This is a genomic window from Limnohabitans sp. (genome assembly GCF_017848645.1).
Lineage (GTDB): Bacteria > Pseudomonadota > Gammaproteobacteria > Burkholderiales > Burkholderiaceae_C > Limnohabitans_A.
The window spans coordinates 20,670-37,351 of record NZ_JAFEIF010000002.1 but is presented as its reverse complement, the minus strand read 5'-3'; the positions used below and the strand labels follow the sequence as shown (position 1 = coordinate 37,351).

Here is a 16,682-nt window from a genome sequence, read left to right as displayed (position 1 = left end):
TGGCATTTCAGCGGTTGACATCGACCACCACGCGGCCGTGTGCGCGGCCGGCCATCATTTCTTTCGAAATCGCCAACACCTCGCTCAGACCCACAACGCGTTGTAAACCCAGGCCTTCGACGTTGGGGCACTCGGTGCCCAAACGCTGCCAAGCCAACAGACGCCGCTCGGTCGGACACATCACCGAGTCCACCCCCAAGAGGCGCACACCGCGCAAGATGAAGGGCATCACCGTGGTCTCCAAGCCCACGCCACCGGCCAAGCCGCAGGCCGCGACCGCGCCACCGTAATGGGTTTCGCTCAAGATCCGCGCCAAGGTCGTGCCGCCCACCACATCCACCGCGCCAGCCCAACGCTGGGTGGCCAAGGGGCTGGGTTTCTCGCTCCACTCAGGCCCGCCAATCACGTCGGTGGCGCCGAGTTGGGTCAAATAGTCGCGCGAGGCATCGGGTCGCTGGCTCAAGGCGCTCACGCTGTAGCCCAAGCGCGCCAACACCGCCACGGCCACACTGCCCACGCCGCCCGTGGCACCCGAGACCAACACGGGGCCGGATGCGACACCCGCGTCTTGCAAGGCCATCACGCACAGCATGGCGGTCAAACCGGCGGTGCCCATGGTCATCGCCGTCAAGGGGCTCATGCCTTGGGGCAAGGGCACCAACCAGTCGGCCTTGACGCGCTGGCGTTGCGCCAGACCACCCCAGTGGCGTTCGCCCACGCCCCAACCGGTCAGCACCACCGCGTCGCCCGCTTTGAAGCGTGGGTTGCTCGACTCGATCACGGTACCGGCCGAATCGATGCCCGGCACCATGGGGAATTGGCGGATGATTTTTCCGGTGCCGGTCACCGCCATGGCGTCTTTGTAGTTGATGCTGGAGTACTCGACTTGCACCAAGACATCGCCCTCGGGCAAATCTTGCAGGCTCAGGCCTTGGACGTTTGACGTGGTTTTGCCGTCTTGCTGGTTCAAAACCAGCGCTTGAAAATCTGTGCTCATGGTGATGGGGTCTGTGTTAAAAAAAGAAAGGGACTCAGGCGTTGTCTTGCAAAATCATCTCGGCGCCTTTTTCGGCCACCATGATGGTCGGCGCGTTGGTGTTGCCAGAGGTCACAAAGGGGAACACCGAGGCGTCCACCACCCGAAGGCCTTGGATGCCGTGCACGCGCAAGCGGGCGTCAACCACCGAGGTTTCGGCGCTTGGGCCCATGGCGCAGGTGCACGAGGCGTGGTAGACGGAACCGGCCCTGGCGCGAAAGTCGTCCAGGATGGCCTGCGGTGTTTGGGTCTCGTGCCCCGGCAAGTGCTCGCTCTCCACCACATCGGCCAGTGGTCGCGTGGCGGCGATGCGGCGCAGCAACTGCGCGCCTTCCAGCACATCATTGACGTCTTGCTCGGTGCTCAAAAAATTCGTTTCGATCTTGGGCTTGTCCAAGGGGTTCGCCGATGCGATGGACACGCGGCCGCGGCTGGTGGGGCGGCAAGTGTTGAAGGAAATCAAGAAGGCGGCGAACGGGTCGGGGTTGGGGATGCGCCCGGGCTTCATGGTGCTGGCCGTGTAGCTGATCGGGTTGAAGTACAGGTGCATGTTGGGGCGCTCCAAGCCAGGGCGGCTGCGCACAAAAGCCCCCGCCTGGTTCACGCTCATGCCCAACGGGCCTTTGCGATCCAACAAGTAGCGCAGCCCTGCTTTCACCTTGCCGTACCACGGGTAGAGCTCGTTGTTGAGCGTCTTGACCTTGGACTTGAAGTAATAAGACACGCACAGGTGGTCTTGCAGACCTTGGCCCACAGCGGGCAGGTGGTGCACCACGGGCACCCCCACGCTTTGCAGGTGCTCGGCGTCGCCGATGCCCGACAGCTGCAGCAGCTGTGGCGAGTTGATCGCACCGCCCGACAAAATCACCTCTTTGCGTGCGTTGAAGGTCTGTTCGCGGCCTTTGTGCACGCAGGCCACCCCGGTGGCGCGGCCGTTGGCCATCAGCACACGGGTGACCTGCGTGTGGGTCATGACCGTCAGGTTGGCGCGGCCCATGGCCGGGCGCAAAAACGCGTTGGCGGTGGACTCGCGCTTGCCGTCGCGAATCGTCATTTGCCACAGACCCACCCCTTCGGCTTGCGCACCGTTGAAGTCTGGGGTCTTGGGCCAACCCAAGGCCACACCGGTGTTCAAAAAGGTTTGGCACAAGGGGTGCACTTGTTGGGTGAAATCGCTCACGCGCAGCTCACCGCCCGCGCCGTGGTGCGTCGAGGCGCCCCACACATGGTCTTCGGAGCGCTTGAAATAGGGCAGCACATCGTCCCAAGACCAGCCAGGGTTGCCCGCGTCGCGCCAGTCGTCGAAGTCGCCCGCCTGGCCTCGGATGTAGACCATGGCGTTGATCGAGCTGCTGCCGCCCAGCACCTTGCCCCGGGGCCAAAAGGACGTGCGACCGTTCAACGCGGCATCGGGCTGGGTGTCGTACATCCAGTTGTAGCGCGGGTGATTAAAGGTCAAGCCATAACCCAGCGGCACCTGGATCAAAGGGCTGCGGTCAGACCCTCCCGCCTCGATCAAGAGCACACGGCGATCCGGGTTTTCACTGAGCCGATTGGCCAAAACGCAGCCCGCTGACCCAGCACCCACAATGATGAAATCGTAGCTGTTCATGTTTTTGCTTTTTTCATAAATTGATCTGCACTGCTGCGGGTCTGGGCGCGCTGGGCCGGTGTTCCCCAAAGCACAACCATGGCCCCAAGCAAGACCAAAACCATGCTGAAAAATCCAGACGAGGTCACCGACTCACCCAACATGGCCGCACCAGCCAACAGGGCGACGGGTGGATTCACATAGGCATAACTGCTGGCCAACACCGGCCCTGTTTTGAGCAACAAATAGGTGTAGGACATGTAGCCCAAAACGGACACCATCAGGCTCAGGTACAGCCAGGCCATCCAGGCGGGAAAGCCCACCTCTTCGATGCGCTCACCGAGCATCCAGCCAACGATGCAAGCGACTGCGCCGCCTGCCACCATCTGCACGCCGGTTGCCACGATCAAATCGCCCGGCATGGGCAAGCGGTCCATCATCACGGCGGATGCGGCGGTTGCAATCACAGCCGCCAAGATCAACCACATGCCTGTGCTTTGCAAGGATCCGTCAATGTCTTTGTTCATCAGCACCAAACCCAAAACACCCACCAAGGTGCCCAACCATTGCATCAGGCCAATGCGCGAGCCTGTCACGGCCACCATCAGGCACACCGCCACGGGCACGGTGGCAAACAGCATCGCAGCAAACCCCGAGTCGACATACCGAATGCCCATGGCCAGCAAACTCGCGCCCACGGCAATCATCAAGACCCCCACACACGAGGCATTCATCCCCTGCCGGAATGTCCCGAAAGGTCGTTTCAGCATCCACGCCAGCAAGAGCATCAGTCCGCCGGCCAGCAAATTCCTCAACCCGACCAGAAGCATGGGCGGAAAGTCTTGACCTGCCTGTTTGATGGCCAAATAACTGGTGCCCCAAAAAACATAGACCACGGCCAAAGCCCAGAGCACCCAAGGTTGTGCCATCAGGCTTGTCGGCGCTGGTTCTGCAGTCAATGGCTTACCCATCTCTAACGGGACAGACACACTGGTGGCGTCTGTCTTTGGCGGTCGGTGCATTGCTGGGGTACTTCTTGAATGTCAATGCCATATGCTATTCACAAGAATGCACCCATTCAATGCGTTCAAATTGAGTAATTGAACACAGGGGTCTCCCCATCACACCGGCATCCGCAATGGTGCAATCATCCCGTCATCCACCTTGAGGAGGAGCGTTTGTCTTTTGAACAGTTGATCTCAATCACCAGCCTTGGCGACGCCACAAAGCCCAAATACCAGCTCATTGCAGACGATTTGGCCCAATCCATTTTGGCGGGCCAATTTGCAATGGGGGAAAAACTCCCGCCGCAGCGGGATTTGGCCCATCGGCTGGGGGTGACTGCAGGCACCATCAGCCGCGCTTATGCCAATTTGGAGCGGCGCGGTCTGGCCAGTGCACGCGTGGGTGACGGCACCTATGTGCGTGCTTTGGAGAGAAGCACATCGTTTGCCCCCACCGAACTCCAGGCGGCTCCGATTGACCTGGCCCACAACGTGTCCATTCCGACGGACGACACTCAGGCGCTCAAGCGGGCCTTCGACGCCTTGTCTGCATCGCCAGAGGCCTTGCGCGAAGTTCTCAGTTACCAACCGGAAACGGGGCTGTTGCGCCACCGGGAAGCCGGGGCCCAATGGTTGAAGCGATTTGGCACCTCAGGGGATTGGAACCGGGTGATGATCACCCATGGTGCCCAGCATGGGCTTGCATGCATCTTGCGCACCCTGGCTCGTCCCGGTGATGCGGTGTTGACAGAATCCTTGAGTTACCCCGGCTTGCAAGCCCTGGCCAGATCCATGCGCTTGCAACTCATTGGTGTCGAGATGGACAGCGAGGGCATGGTTCCTCAGGCGCTGGAACGCGCGGCCAAAACCTTTGACACCAAATTCATGTACTGCTCCCCTTCGTTGCACAACCCCACGGGCAGCACCATGCCCATCTCCCGAAGGGAAGAAATCGCCGCCATCGCTCGCAAAAGCAATTTGCTGGTCATTGAAGATGGTGTCCATGCGGCCGCTCAGGTCAGCCCCTTGCCCGCTTTGTCAACTTGGCTGCCAGAGCGTTCTTTTTTGTTGTCCAGTTTTTCCAAGGTCATTGCACCCGGATTGCGGATCGGTTTTTTGGAGGCCGCCCCCGAATGGCTTGACAAGCTCGCCGCCAGCATTCGGGCCGACAGCTGGATGGTGGCACCTTTGATGCCGGAAATTGCCTCGCACTGGATCGAAAGCGGCGAAATGGAGTACCTGATTGGCTTGCAAAGAAAGGCCATTCAAGAGCGCCTGGCCATCGCCAACACCGTTCTGGACGGTCTTGACTTCCAATCTGACAGCGAATATCCCTTGTTGTGGATGCCCTTGCCCGACCCTTGGCGAGCCGGGCAATTTTCTGCGGCATTGCGGCATGCCGGTGTCCTGGTGAGAACCGCTGACCACTTTGCGGTGGGCCGCTCTGCGGCACCACACGCCATTCGGATCAGCTTGAACTCACCCCAGACCACCGAACAAATGGTCAGTGGCCTGAACACCCTCAAATCCCTGATTCACAGTCCTCCGTCTGCGCCCATGGATCCCTGACCCCGCATTCCATGTCAGCGTGGCTGACGTGGAATTCGGTTGACGTTGTAATCGTTGATGACATCACATGGCGTGTAGCAACGGTCGATTTCAAACAGCTCCTGCGGCGTCAACACCATGTCCAGGGCGCTGATGTTTTGATCCAATTGCTCAATGGTTTCAACCCCAATCAGGGTGGAGGTCACACCGGGCCTTGCATTGACCCAGGCCAAGGCAATTTGAGAAGGCAAAACACCCCGATTCTCAGCAATCTGACCCACAGCGCGTGCAATGTCCAAACTGGTTTGGTCGTCATACTGCTGGGTGGTGAACTGATCGGTCTTGTTGCGCAGTGACGTCGCATTGCCACTCAACAAACCCCGCGCCAGAGGAGAGAAAGGCGTGACGGCCAAACCCTCATGCTGGCAATACGGAATCATCTCGCGCTCTTCTTCGCGGTAAGCGGCATTGAGCTGGCACTGCATGGACACAAACGAAGTCCAGCCATGAACTTTGGCCAAATAGTTCATCTTCACGAACTGCCAGGCATACATGGTCGAAGCCCCGATGTAACGCACCTTGCCCGAGCGCACCACATCGTCCAGTGCACGCATGGTTTCTTCCATGGGGGTTGACGGGTCAAAGCCATGGATCACAAACAAATCCAGATAGTCGGTCCCGATGCGGCGCAGGGAAGCATCCACCGCATCAAAAATGTGCTTGCGCGACAGACCTTGGTCATTCACATCGTCGCTCATGGCGTACAGGCACTTGGAGGCCAACACCAGTTTGTGACGGGGAATATGGCGGATGGCGCGACCCACCACTTCTTCGGACACACCGATGGAATAAAAGTCCGCCAGATCAATGAAGTTGATGCCACGCTCTATGGCGGCGTGAATGACCGGTGTGGAGGCGCTTTCATCCATCACCCACGGACGCCACGCAGGCGTACCAAAGCCCATGGTGCCCAAGCAAAGGCGAGACACCTTCATGCCCGTTTGGCCAAAGTTGACGTATTGCATGGTGTGTCCTCAGGCTTTGGGTGTGTAGAACGGGTTTTTCACATCGGTTGCGGCTTGGCGAACCTGTGCCAATGTAGGCTCTTGCCGCATGGCAGCCTGCACGGCACCTTTGGCCGCTGCGTAGTTGTTGGCAAACACCTCGTCCGCATCATGGGCCGTCCAGTTCACCCAGACCGCCGCAATCACGCACCACTCGTTTTCAGCCTCAGGCGGCAACACGCCCTCAAGCAAACACTCTTGCACACCCTTGGCCACACCCGCTTGCGCTGGACCCCAGGTCATGGTTTCATGCTGCTCACCCCGCAAATCGGCTTTGTTGATGAAGGCCGTCATGGGTTTAACGGGCACACCTGGCTGCAGCACGACCATGTAGGGCAAATGCCCTTTTGTGGGCGATGACAGAGCGCCTGCCCAGGCCGATCCGACGGGGCCGGTTCGAGGGCCAACCATCACGTTGATGTGTGCTGCGTTCGGGCCGCTACCGATAAATGATTCACCGATGTACATGTTCAGATTCATTTCCAAATGGGTTGTTCAATGGGCCGTCTGTTCAGTGTGTCTGTTCAGACAGTCTGCTCAAAAGCAAGCCACATTGTGCGCAAGGACGTGGTGCAGCAACAACCGATTTATATGAGCACCACCCATGAGGAAATCTCATGTGGACACGCATTCCATAAACTCATCCACCCCCTCCATATTTATCGTTTGTCAGCTGCGCCCTGCCCCTCTAGATTTCACCTTTTTCAACTTGTCATCGGTGACCCATGAACCTCACACAACGCCTGAAGCAACAAGACTTGCTGCCAACGGGCAGCTTCATCCATGGCCAGTGGCTGGCCAGCGCTGTGACTTTCGCGGTGACCAATCCCGCCACAGGTGAGCGCATTGCCACTGTCGCACGCGCGGGCACAGCGCAGACCGAGTCCGCCATCCATGCCGCGCAAGACGCCCTGACTTCCTGGCGCAAAACCACCGGCAAGCAACGCAGCGCCATCTTGCGGCGCTGGGCCGACCTGATGATGGAGCATCAGGACGATCTCGCTTTGATCCTGAGCACCGAGCAGGGCAAACCTTTGGCCGAAGCCCGCGGGGAAGTTGCTTATGCCGCCAGCTTTCTGGAGTGGTTTGGTGAAGAAGCCAAACGCGCCCATGGCGATATCGTGCCCTCCTTCAAATCAGGGGCACGGGTGCTTGTGCTCAAAGAGCCGGTCGGGGTTGTGGCCGCCATCACCCCCTGGAACTTTCCTTTGGCCATGGTCACGCGCAAAGTGGGTCCTGCACTCGCCGCTGGTTGCACCGTGGTGCTCAAACCTTCAGAGGAGACCCCTCTTTCTGCCCACGCCCTGACGGTTCTCGGTCAAAAAGCAGGCTTGCCTGATGGCGTTCTGAATGTGGTCTGCGGTGATGCGCCAGCCATTGGCGAGACACTGATGAACAGTCCCGTGGTCCGAAAACTGTCTTTCACCGGGTCTACACGCGTCGGAAAATTGCTGATGCGCCAAGCCTCAGACACCTTGAAAAAAGTATCTCTTGAACTGGGCGGCAATGCCCCGTTCATCGTCTTTGATGACGCCGATCTGGACGCTGCTGTAGACGGCGCCATGGCCTCCAAGTTTCGGAACACGGGCCAGACCTGCGTCTGTGTGAACCGGTTTTTGATTCAAAGCAGTGTGTTTGACGCCTTCACCACCAAGCTCACCGAACGTGTGCGGCAGTTGCAAGTGGGATCGGCTTTGCAAGCAGGTGTCGAACAAGGCCCCTTGATCAACCAGGCAGCCTTGGCCAAAGTGGAAAAGCACCTGCAAGATGCTGTCGCCAAAGGGGCCCACATCCAATGCGGTGGCCAGCGGCATGCGCTGGGCGGCACATTTTTTGAACCTACGGTTGTCACCGATGCCACACCCGACATGCTGATGGCGCAAGAGGAAACATTTGGTCCCATCGCGGCCTGTTATCGGTTTGAAACCGAAGAGCAAGCCATCCGTCTGGCCAACGACACCCCATCAGGTTTGGCCGCTTATTTTTACAGCCGTGATTTGGCCAGGGTCTGGGCCGTTGCCGAGCAACTGGAAGCGGGCATCATCGGTATCAATGAGGGCCTCATCTCGACCGAAGTGGCACCCTTCGGCGGCATCAAAGAATCAGGCATGGGCCGGGAAGGCTCACACCACGGTCTGGATGACTATTTGGAATTGAAATACATGCTGATGGGTGGCCTGAGAAAGGCTTGAAGTGCAAGCGATGTCTGGGTTAAACAACCCAGACATTCCCACCCATGCACGGGTCAGTGCGTGCCCTTGGGGGTCACGCACCGACCGGCAAGCGCATCAGCCTCTGCCCGGAATTTCCGAAAGCAATTGCTCCACATGGGCTTTGGCTTTTTCGAGCGAAGCCATGCTGCCCGTGAGGTACATGCGGCCGCTCGCACCGATCATGCTGCACTCGACCAAGGTCAGGTCAGGGGCGACTTTTTCGGCTTCGTTGGCCATGTGGGCACCAAACAGGGCCGGGGCCACTTCCATGAGCAGCATGTTTTGGCCAGGCAGCACCATGCTGGCTTGGCGTGTCCGGTTCATCAGCACGGCGTGCTGATCGGTCACGTTTTCCAGAATGTCGCTGTACAGCAGATGCGGGCGCAGCTGGTCTTGGGCCTTGGCGCCCATCCAGTCCAGGATGACCTGGCCGGCACGCTGCAGCGCCGCGCTGTCGTTGCTGTGCAACTCCAGCACACCAAACTGCCGCTCCACGGCCAGGATGCCGGGCTCGAGTGTGGGCTCGGCCTTCAGGGCCAAGTCGATCACACGTTGAATGGACAGCCCGGGGGCGATCTCGACCAGCAGCGCATTGGTGCCTTGCATCGCCACGTAGCCGCGTGCGCCCAAGGGCGAACTCATCCACGAGGAGAACTGGGGCTGCAGGTCGGTGAGCGTCAGGTAAACCCGAAGCTCAGCGGCCGGCTTGGCAGGCGCTGCGGTTTTTTTAGTTGTGGCCATGCGGCCTCCTTATCTGCAACAGCCTGCGATCACTTGCCGTCGAAGGCTTTGGACACGTCAGCGTGTGGACGTGGGATGACGTGGCAGGACACCACTTCACCGATCGCGCCTGCGGCTTCTGCACCGGCTTCGGTGGCGGCTTTGACGGCACCCACGTCGCCCGAGACGATGATGGCGACCAGGCCCCCACCGACTTCTTTTTTGCCAACGATGTTGACGTTGGCGGCTTTGACCATGGCGTCAGCGGCAGCGAAGGCAGCAACATAACCTTTGGTTTCGATCATTCCGATAGCTTGTGACATGTGAGTCTCCTTGAGGGGTTAAAAAAGAAAGGGTTGAGGGAAAGGGTGAGGGAAAAAATACCGCTGCGTCAACGCATCGGTGTGGGGGTGTCGTAGTTGTCGAGTGAGGCAATGACCAATGCATCGGCCACCACACGCGGGTGCGCCGGGGCGAACCACCAGGCAGCGGGTGCGCCGATGGTGATCATCACGCGCTCGCCGATGCCGCAGCCCAGCGGGTCGTAGCAAACGACAACGTCCTTGGGGTAGTCCAGTTGCACTTCCAGCAAGGCACCCGCAGGCAATTCCGGCAGTCGCTTGCTGGCCACGATGCGGCCGATCACGGTTCCTGTTTTCATGGGGTGGCTCCTCGGTCAATGGCGATGCCGCGCTTGCGCAGGGCTTCTTTGCCCAAAGGGGTCAGGACCGCTTTGGGGTGGATGCGAACGGTTTTGACGCTGGCGGGCAAGGTTTTGAGCAGCTTCTCGCCAATCACACCTTGGAGTTCAGGGACTTGCGCTTTGTGGTCGTGCAGCTCGCAGGTGTCGCCCTTGCATTCGCAGGCTTTGCCTTCTTTGCAAGAGGGGCAGCAAGCGGCCGGGTCAATGGCGGTGGTGGCGGCCATGGCCGAGGCACCTCCGGACGCACCACCGGATGAACCAGCAGAGGCCGCCACGGCTTTCACCGCCGCTTCGTCCACACGCATGTCAAAACGCAGCAAACCCGATTGCGCCGCTTGCAGCAGCGCAGGGCTGGCGGCCAGGCGCTTGAACAGGTCGGTCAGCGAGGCGGCTTGCGCAGCGGTGCCCACACGCAAGGGCACCACCACGCCTTGAGGCCCAGTCGCGGGCGTATTGGCTGACGCTGCAGCCGGGGCAGCAGGCGCAGCAGCAGGCTTGGGCGCGCCAATTTGCTTCCAATAAGCGTCTTTGACGGCGATCAGGCCATCGCGTATCTGGTACACGTCGGTGCCGTCCAGCGTGACCGACTGGCCACCGGGCAAGGGCACGCCCACCTTGTAGTTTTGAACCACGGTCTGACCCAGCACGTTCATGTGCGAGTCCGAGAACTTGGGGCCTGTAGGGCTGGCAAAGCGCTCTTTCAAGAACGCCAGGCAGGCTTCGCGGCCACGGAGCACGCGCGAGTCGGGCAAGGTCCACACCACATCGGGGGCAAAGCAGGCCACGATGGCTTCTGCACTGACCATCTCGTAACCTTGTTCGAAGCGGCGCATCAGAGCAGCCACGGACGCGTCAGCCGCCGGGGCTGGGCTGGACGCAGCGCCCAAAGCTTTTCGCACCTGCGTGCGAATTTGCGCGCGCAAGGCGTCAGTGCTCATGCAGCACCTCCTGCGTCGCGGATCACGGCCTCGGCCACGGCAGCGGCGGCCCGCACGTCGGACGCATTGCCCGACAGGTACAAGCGACCGGCTGGGCCCATGAAGCGGCAGTCGATCAGTTTGATGTTGGCGGCCTTCTCGGCTTCGTTGGCCACCAGCAGCGCATAAGACGAGGTGGTCATCTCCATGATGTAGAGCGACTCACCGGGCAAGAGCATGCTGCCCGATTTGCTGCGGTTGATCAAAAAGGCGTGGTAACCGTCGACACGGTCAATGACTTTGGAGGCCAGGATTTCGGGCTTGAGCACGCTTTTCTCGCTCACGCCCATGGCCTCAAGGACCGCGGCACCCGCCGACTTGACGGACGAAGAAGACTGGCCGTGGAACTCCAGATAGCCGAACTGACGCTCGACCACCAGGTTGCCGGGCTTGACGTTGTCGTGCTTGAGCGCGATGTCGGTCAGCCACTCGATGTCCATGCCGGGGGCGACTTCGATCACCATGGCGGCGTCGTTGTGGCGCGGCAAAAAGCCTCGGGCGGTGGATCCGATCATGCACATCAGTTGTGGCTGCAAGCGGTCCAGGAAAATGTAACTGCGCAAAGTGGACATGAGGAGCTTTCAGCGAAGGTGTTCTAGTTCTTCCTGCACGATGCGCAGGACGGTGGCCTGGAGTTCAGGCGTGAGGGTGGACAGCTGGCCCGGTGCCGCTGGCAAAGCTGCGCCTGAAGCCATGGCCCCGGCCCAGCCGCCCGGCAGCGGAAAGGCCACGCGTTTCCAATTGACCAGCAGCTCGGGGCCGACGTTGCAGTCCACCGAGCTTTTGCCCGCGTAACCCGTGCCGATGGTGAAGGTGTAAGGCAGGCCGGTGTTGGCACCGGTGCTGTCGTGCACCGTGGAGCCGTTGACGACCACACGGTAATAGTCGAGCGCCGCGCCCCAGTACACCGCCTGCTCGGCCGATGCCGAGTGGATGCCGGTGGTGTGGCCTGCGCCGCTGTGCTGCAGCATGAGCCGCGCCACACCAATGCCCTGGTCAACGTCTTGCACCACCACGCAGCCCAAAATCGGCGAGAGCTTTTCCTTGAGCATCACATGGCCAGCCTGTGGGTTGGCGATGGGGCAGACCAAGGCCTGGCAGTCGCGTGGGACTTGCACGCCTGCGGCCTGCGCGATCTCAAACGCGGGGCGTCCGACCACTTTGCCGTTGAACTTGCCGCCCGGAAAGGCGTGGTTTTGGATTTTTTGCGCTTCTTCTTCGGTGCACACATGCGCCCCCTGGCGGGCCAGGGCTTGCTGCATGGGACCGGCAATGGCCGCGTGCAACAAGAGCACCGAAGGGGCCTGGCAGGGGCTGCCGTGGTCAAAATTCTTGGCGGCCACAATGGTCTGCGCAGCGGCTTGAATGTCGGCGCTGGCGTCCACATAAATCGGCACATTGCCCGAACCCACGCCAATGGCGGGGTTGCCCGAGCCATAGGCCGCACGCACCATGGGCGTGCCACCGGTGGCCAAAATCACGTCGGTGCGGGCGTCGCGCATCAGCGCGCCCGTGGCCTCGACCGTGGGGCGGGTCAGGATTTGCAGAGCGTTGGCCGGACCACCGGCTTTTTCAATGGCGGCCTGCAATTCATTGGTCACAGCGGTGCAGCAGCCCAGCGCAACAGGGTGCGGCGAGATGACCAGCGCGTTGCGCGTCATCAGGCACAGGATGGCCTTGAAGATGATGGTGGCCACGGGTGATGTGGAGTTGGACAAGCCCACCACCACACCGGCCGGGCGGCCGATCTCGACGATGCGCAGCGCGTCGTTGCGGCGCACGCCGCCCAGGGCCACATTGTCCCAAGCGGTGGGCGTCAGGGTGCAGGCCAACTGGTTTTTGGCGATCTTGTCGGCGACTTTGCCAATGCGGCTTTCGCGCACGGCCCACTCGGCATAAAACTCGGCACGCGGCAGCAAGGCCGCGGCCACTTCTTTGGCCACGCGCTTGGCTTCTTCGGGCGTCCACAGCGCGAGCGTGGCAGCGGCTTGCCGGGCGCGGCCCAGCAAGTCGCGGGCCTCCTGCAAGGCGGCCAGGTCGTGGTCGGCCAGGTCGATGGGGTTGCTTGAACTCATGACAGGGTGCATCCCGGGTTCAACGGCGCTGGGCCGCTGTGGCCACGGCGTTCAGGTCCACGCTTTCCAGCGCGCTAAAAATCGCTTCGACCGCCTTCTGCTCGCTCGGGCTGGCCGCTTGCATGCGGGTGGTGTCCAGCAACTGACGCATCACCGAGGGCTGGCCACCCGCAGGGGCTGCGCCGGGGTTGAGCGTGGGCACAAAACTGCCGCAGGTCATGCGCTGGCCAGCACGGTAGTGCGGCGCGTAGTCGAACACGGCGTAGTGCTGTGTGGCGCAGTTGTCCCACATGGCCAAGGAGTCTTTTTCCCAGCGGAAACGCACCATGAACTCGGGCTTTTTGACCCACTCGTAGAGCATGTGCAAAACGGCCTCGGACAGGTCCATGTGCATGCCCAGCAGGCGCTTGGTCCAGATCGAATTGACGAACAGGATCTTGCGGCCGTTGTAAGGGTGCGTGATCACCGCCGGGTGCGTCACCGTGGGCGTGTTCTCGATCATCTTGCACTCTTGCTCGCTGGCCGTGACCAGCATGCCGCTCTTGGCGGTGGCGCGTTGTGCAAAGCGCTCGCTGGCGTTGATGCGGCGGAAGTGCCAAGGCAGGTCGTGATCGGCCTGCAGGCCTTCGAGCATTTGCTGCATGCCGGGGTTGAGGGCGTCGTAGGCCGCGCCCGCGTGCATCCACATGGTGTCACCGCCCGAGGGGGGCAAGTCGGTGATGCGCAAGATGGAGACCATGTTGGGCTTCTTGCGGAAGGTCACGTCGGTGTGCCAGCGGTCGGTCTCGGGGGCTTCGTTGCCCTGGTTGGAGATCAGCTGGATCTGGGGGTGACCTTCAATGTGCGGGAAGAACTCGTGCTGCTCCATCTCGCCAAAGTTTTGGCCCAGACGGATGTAAGCCTCGGGCTTCAAGGCCTGCTTGCGGAAGAACACCACGCCGTATTGCCACAGCGCTTTTTTGATTTCTTCGTAAACGTCTTCTGAGCGGGTGTTGTTCAAATCAACGCCGCTGATCATGCCGCCGATGGTGGGCGTCATGGGATCGACCTGGATGTGACGGAAGTTCATTTTTTAATCTCCTTGATGTGATGGTGTTCACCGGCTTATTGCCAGTGCAGCAAACGGCGTTCGATCCAGTTCATCAGCTTCATGATCAGCACCCCAATGAGCGCCAGATCAAACAGCAGTGACCACACGCCGTTGACGTTGAAAGTAGAGCCCAGGTAGGCCAGTTGCTGCCCAAGGCCACGCTCGGAAGCAATGACTTCTGCGCCCACCACGCCCAGCAAGGCGTAGATCACGCCCAAGCGCAATCCTGAGAACAGCACAGGCACAGCGCCCGGCAATGTGACTGAGAAAAACATCTGCCGACTGCTGGCACCCAGGGTGCGGGTGAGCGTCACATGGTCCTGGCTGACGCCCCGAATACCGGCCACCGTGCTGGACAGCACAATGAAGAACGTCAGCGAAACCCCGAGAGCGATCTTGGAGCCGATGCCCAAACCAAACCACAAAATGAACAGCGGCACCAGCGCAATGCGCGGCAGCACATTGAAGGCAGAGATGTAGGGGTCGCAAAAAGCCTCGAACTTGGGCCAGGTCACAAAGGCCAAGCCCGTGATCATGGCGGCAACCGAGCCAATGACAAAAGACGCGAACACGGCCAACAGGGTGTAGCCCAAATCGCCCCACAAGCGGGCGTTGGTCAGGTTCTCCAGCGTGAACTGGATGATGCCCAGCGGACTGCCCATGAAACTTGGGTCAATCCAACCCATGCGGGCAGCCCACTCCCACAAGCCCAGAACCACGCACAGGAACAGGGCATGCAGTGACAAGGTACGCAATGTTTCAGCCCTCATGGTGCACCCAACCTTCTTCGAGATGTTTCCAAACTTGTGTGTAGGTGTGGTGGAAGTCATCGCTGGTCTGCAGCTCACGGATAGAGCGCGGACGCGCCAGAGGCACCTGCACATCGGCCACGATTTTCCCTGGACGCGAGGACATCACCATCACCCGGTCGGCCAGGGCCACGGCTTCAGACAAGTCGTGCGTCACAAAAAGCACCGTGCGGTTGCCTTCTTGGCACAACTGCAGCAGCAGGTCCTGCAGCTGCAGCTTGGTTTGTGCGTCCAGTGCCCCAAAGGGCTCGTCCATCAGCAGCAGGGGCGATGGCATGGCAAAGGTGCGGGCCAGGGCCACGCGCTGGCGCATGCCGTGAGACAGGGCCTTGGGCAGTCGGTACTCAGACCCGCCGAGCCCGACCTGCTTGAGCATCACAGCGGCCCGTTCCCGGGCATCCGCAATCGGCACACCCCGAACCTTCAGGCCAAAGGCAGCGTTGTCCAGCGCGTTGAGCCAGGGAAACAAACTGTCGCGGGCCAACATATAGGCCACGTTGTGGCTGCCCAGCGCTGGCTTTTCACCCGCCACCAGCAAATGCTGACCTGCAGGCAAATCTACCAGCCCCGCGCACAGGTTGAGCAAGGTGGTTTTGCCACAGCCGCTGGGGCCTGCGAGCGCGACAAACTCCCCCGCCTTGACGTGCAGGTCTACCCCCTGCAACACCAAATTGGTGCCGTCAAAGCTCAGGTCGATGCGCTGTGCGTCGATCATGAATGCTCCCTGAAAAAATCTCGCCGCTCGAAGTTCAAGGCAAGACCGCGGGTGCCATGTCCACTTTGGCTGGCAGCAGCTTGTTTTCAGCCATGCCATTGGCCACCGCCTGCATGGCGGGCACGGTGCCACGGGCCTTGAAGTTGCCGATGCCGTTGCGCAGGCTCACCTCAGCGATCTGGTCTGCGTTGGGCAATTGCAGTGCAAAGGTCTTGCGCAGGATCTCCAGTGTCTTGCCGAAGTTGGCTGGGTTGGCGACAAAAGCATCCGACATGTCCAGCATCTTGCGGATAGCGGCCACCGTTTGTGGATTGGCTGCAGCCCATTCACTCTTCACCGCCATGGCGCCAGCGCCACCACGGGTCGCCAGCATGCTCTTGGGGCCTTGACCTTTGCGGGGGTCGACCACCAGACGGCAGGCCTTGAGCACTTCGCACATGCCGTCGGCAGGCGGGAAGGTCATGATCAGATCGACCTGGCCGCGCGTGAGCGCAGGAAATGCTGTGTCGGGCGCGCCCACGGCCACAAAGGTCACGTCGTTCGCAGTCAGGCCCGCATCGGCCAGCATGTCGATCACCTGAAATTCAGCGCCTGAGCCGCGTTGGGTCACGCCGATTTTTTTACCTTTGAAGGACTTGACCACACCGGGGTAGCCTTCTTTTTCGGTCGGCAATTCGGTTTTTGCACCTGCGGCCATGAAAAACACCGGGTCAACGAAACCTGCGGCAATGATGGAAATGGGGGCCTTGCGGGCCACGGCTGCAACCGCCACTTCGGTCGGGCCAAAAAACACTTCGATGTCACCCGAGAGCATGGTCTGCATGCCCAGGGGCCCGCCTGCGATGGTGCGCAGTTCGCAGCGAATGCCCGCTTGCTGGCAGAAGCCTTGCTCTTGGGCCACACGCACCAACAAATTGCCGGTACCAGGATAGTCCTGAAAGCGCACCACGGACTGCGCCATGGCGCTGGCACCCAGGGTCAAGGCGATGGCACCCAAGGTGGTGCGAACAAATGCAGGGGCAGTAAATTTCATGTTGTCTCCAATGGATGGGTTACAGGCTTGATCACCGTCAAGCTCGGCGAAGCAGATTTGAAGCCCCACGGGAGCGCCAAATTGTTTCTGATGTGACAATTTAG

17 protein-coding genes are annotated in these 16,682 nt (G+C 60.5%); 2 read left to right on the top strand and 15 right to left on the bottom strand.

The annotated features are described in order from the left end of the window. Positions 1 to 7: 7 nt before the first annotated feature. Genes QZ190_RS00285 through QZ190_RS00275 form a run of 3 tightly spaced genes read right to left on the bottom strand, consistent with a single transcriptional unit; the run spans position 8 to position 3,556 of the window. On the bottom strand, positions 8 to 997 hold the full coding sequence (locus QZ190_RS00285; protein ID WP_291912154.1) for an MDR family oxidoreductase: 990 nt from the start codon (positions 995 to 997) through the stop codon (positions 8 to 10). A 34-nt stretch (positions 998 to 1,031) separates the two neighbouring features. Continuing rightward, a complete protein-coding gene (locus QZ190_RS00280) occupies positions 1,032 to 2,648 on the bottom strand; it encodes a GMC family oxidoreductase (protein ID WP_291912152.1) in 1,617 nt (538 codons plus the stop codon). Then, a complete protein-coding gene (locus tag QZ190_RS00275; protein WP_291912149.1) occupies positions 2,645 to 3,556 on the bottom strand; it encodes an EamA family transporter in 912 nt (303 codons plus the stop codon). The genes QZ190_RS00280 and QZ190_RS00275 overlap by 4 nt, the downstream gene beginning before the upstream one ends. 171 nt (positions 3,557 to 3,727) lie before the next feature. On the opposite strand from QZ190_RS00275, the gene QZ190_RS00270 reads away from it, so the two are divergent. After that, complete coding sequence (locus QZ190_RS00270; protein ID WP_367114185.1) at positions 3,728 to 5,200, top strand: PLP-dependent aminotransferase family protein; 1,473 nt, start codon at positions 3,728 to 3,730, stop codon at positions 5,198 to 5,200. Positions 5,201 to 5,214: 14 nt separating this feature from the next. Here QZ190_RS00270 and QZ190_RS00265 read toward each other — a convergent pair whose 3' ends face one another. Both QZ190_RS00265 and fae read right to left on the bottom strand, forming a co-directional pair. Continuing rightward, positions 5,215 to 6,204, bottom strand: a complete 990-nt coding sequence (locus tag QZ190_RS00265) for an aldo/keto reductase (protein WP_291912147.1) — start codon at positions 6,202 to 6,204, stop codon at positions 5,215 to 5,217. 9 nt (positions 6,205 to 6,213) lie between these two features. Beyond that, positions 6,214 to 6,723, bottom strand: a complete 510-nt coding sequence (gene fae / locus QZ190_RS00260; RefSeq protein WP_090139643.1) for a formaldehyde-activating enzyme — start codon at positions 6,721 to 6,723, stop codon at positions 6,214 to 6,216. Between the two features lie 245 nt (positions 6,724 to 6,968). Here fae and QZ190_RS00255 point away from each other — a divergent pair, with 245 nt between their 5' ends. Further along, a complete protein-coding gene (locus QZ190_RS00255; protein WP_291912144.1) occupies positions 6,969 to 8,435 on the top strand; it encodes an NAD-dependent succinate-semialdehyde dehydrogenase in 1,467 nt (488 codons plus the stop codon). Between the two features lie 96 nt (positions 8,436 to 8,531). Here QZ190_RS00255 and QZ190_RS00250 read toward each other — a convergent pair whose 3' ends face one another. From QZ190_RS00250 to QZ190_RS00205, 10 genes are all read right to left on the bottom strand, one after another. Beyond that, positions 8,532 to 9,197: a microcompartment protein gene (locus QZ190_RS00250; RefSeq protein ID WP_291912142.1), complete on the bottom strand. Its 666-nt coding sequence runs from the start codon at positions 9,195 to 9,197 to the stop codon at positions 8,532 to 8,534. Positions 9,198 to 9,226: 29 nt separating this feature from the next. Further along, on the bottom strand, positions 9,227 to 9,499 hold the full coding sequence (locus QZ190_RS00245) for a BMC domain-containing protein (RefSeq protein WP_019427480.1): 273 nt from the start codon (positions 9,497 to 9,499) through the stop codon (positions 9,227 to 9,229). A 68-nt stretch (positions 9,500 to 9,567) separates the two neighbouring features. Then, on the bottom strand, positions 9,568 to 9,837 hold the full coding sequence (locus QZ190_RS00240) for a EutN/CcmL family microcompartment protein (protein WP_090139648.1): 270 nt from the start codon (positions 9,835 to 9,837) through the stop codon (positions 9,568 to 9,570). After that, positions 9,834 to 10,817 (bottom strand): nuclear transport factor 2 family protein, encoded by a 984-nt coding sequence (locus QZ190_RS00235; RefSeq protein ID WP_291912131.1) that lies wholly within the window; start codon positions 10,815 to 10,817, stop codon positions 9,834 to 9,836. The genes QZ190_RS00240 and QZ190_RS00235 overlap by 4 nt, the downstream gene beginning before the upstream one ends. Further along, positions 10,814 to 11,428: a BMC domain-containing protein gene (locus tag QZ190_RS00230; RefSeq protein ID WP_291912129.1), complete on the bottom strand. Its 615-nt coding sequence runs from the start codon at positions 11,426 to 11,428 to the stop codon at positions 10,814 to 10,816. Before QZ190_RS00230 ends, QZ190_RS00235 begins: the two co-directional genes overlap by 4 nt. A gap of 9 nt (positions 11,429 to 11,437) precedes the next feature. Further along, the gene (locus tag QZ190_RS00225; RefSeq protein WP_291912127.1) at positions 11,438 to 12,931 is read right to left on the bottom strand and encodes an aldehyde dehydrogenase family protein; all 1,494 of its coding nucleotides are present in this window, start codon (positions 12,929 to 12,931) and stop codon (positions 11,438 to 11,440) included. Between the two features lie 19 nt (positions 12,932 to 12,950). Continuing rightward, entirely contained in the window at positions 12,951 to 14,000 is a 1,050-nt protein-coding gene (locus tag QZ190_RS00220; protein WP_090139657.1) for a TauD/TfdA family dioxygenase, read from the bottom strand. A gap of 35 nt (positions 14,001 to 14,035) precedes the next feature. After that, complete coding sequence (locus QZ190_RS00215; RefSeq protein ID WP_291912126.1) at positions 14,036 to 14,791, bottom strand: ABC transporter permease; 756 nt, start codon at positions 14,789 to 14,791, stop codon at positions 14,036 to 14,038. Then, positions 14,781 to 15,545, bottom strand: a complete 765-nt coding sequence (locus QZ190_RS00210) for an ABC transporter ATP-binding protein (protein WP_291912123.1) — start codon at positions 15,543 to 15,545, stop codon at positions 14,781 to 14,783. Before QZ190_RS00210 ends, QZ190_RS00215 begins: the two co-directional genes overlap by 11 nt. 34 nt (positions 15,546 to 15,579) lie before the next feature. Further along, positions 15,580 to 16,578: an ABC transporter substrate-binding protein gene (locus tag QZ190_RS00205; RefSeq protein ID WP_291912121.1), complete on the bottom strand. Its 999-nt coding sequence runs from the start codon at positions 16,576 to 16,578 to the stop codon at positions 15,580 to 15,582. Between the last annotated feature and the right edge of the window lie 104 nt (positions 16,579 to 16,682).

Bases quoted from the DNA above. Each gene is read 5' to 3' on its own strand.
- QZ190_RS00285 (WP_291912154.1), bottom strand. From the start codon at position 997: ATGAGCACAGATTTTCAAGCGCTGGTTTTGAACCAGCAAGACGGCAAA.
- QZ190_RS00280 (WP_291912152.1), bottom strand. From the start codon at position 2,648: ATGAACAGCTACGATTTCATCATTGTGGGTGCTGGGTCAGCGGGCTGC.
- QZ190_RS00275 (WP_291912149.1), bottom strand. From the start codon at position 3,556: ATGGCACAACCTTGGGTGCTCTGGGCTTTGGCCGTGGTCTATGTTTTT.
- QZ190_RS00265 (WP_291912147.1), bottom strand. From the start codon at position 6,204: ATGCAATACGTCAACTTTGGCCAAACGGGCATGAAGGTGTCTCGCCTT.
- fae (WP_090139643.1), bottom strand. From the start codon at position 6,723: ATGAATCTGAACATGTACATCGGTGAATCATTTATCGGTAGCGGCCCG.
- QZ190_RS00255 (WP_291912144.1), top strand. From the start codon at position 6,969: ATGAACCTCACACAACGCCTGAAGCAACAAGACTTGCTGCCAACGGGC.
- QZ190_RS00250 (WP_291912142.1), bottom strand. From the start codon at position 9,197: ATGGCCACAACTAAAAAAACCGCAGCGCCTGCCAAGCCGGCCGCTGAG.
- QZ190_RS00245 (WP_019427480.1), bottom strand. From the start codon at position 9,499: ATGTCACAAGCTATCGGAATGATCGAAACCAAAGGTTATGTTGCTGCC.
- QZ190_RS00240 (WP_090139648.1), bottom strand. From the start codon at position 9,837: ATGAAAACAGGAACCGTGATCGGCCGCATCGTGGCCAGCAAGCGACTG.
- QZ190_RS00235 (WP_291912131.1), bottom strand. From the start codon at position 10,817: ATGAGCACTGACGCCTTGCGCGCGCAAATTCGCACGCAGGTGCGAAAA.
- QZ190_RS00230 (WP_291912129.1), bottom strand. From the start codon at position 11,428: ATGTCCACTTTGCGCAGTTACATTTTCCTGGACCGCTTGCAGCCACAA.
- QZ190_RS00225 (WP_291912127.1), bottom strand. From the start codon at position 12,931: ATGAGTTCAAGCAACCCCATCGACCTGGCCGACCACGACCTGGCCGCC.
- QZ190_RS00220 (WP_090139657.1), bottom strand. From the start codon at position 14,000: ATGAACTTCCGTCACATCCAGGTCGATCCCATGACGCCCACCATCGGC.
- QZ190_RS00215 (WP_291912126.1), bottom strand. From the start codon at position 14,791: ATGAGGGCTGAAACATTGCGTACCTTGTCACTGCATGCCCTGTTCCTG.
- QZ190_RS00210 (WP_291912123.1), bottom strand. From the start codon at position 15,545: ATGATCGACGCACAGCGCATCGACCTGAGCTTTGACGGCACCAATTTG.
- QZ190_RS00205 (WP_291912121.1), bottom strand. From the start codon at position 16,578: ATGAAATTTACTGCCCCTGCATTTGTTCGCACCACCTTGGGTGCCATC.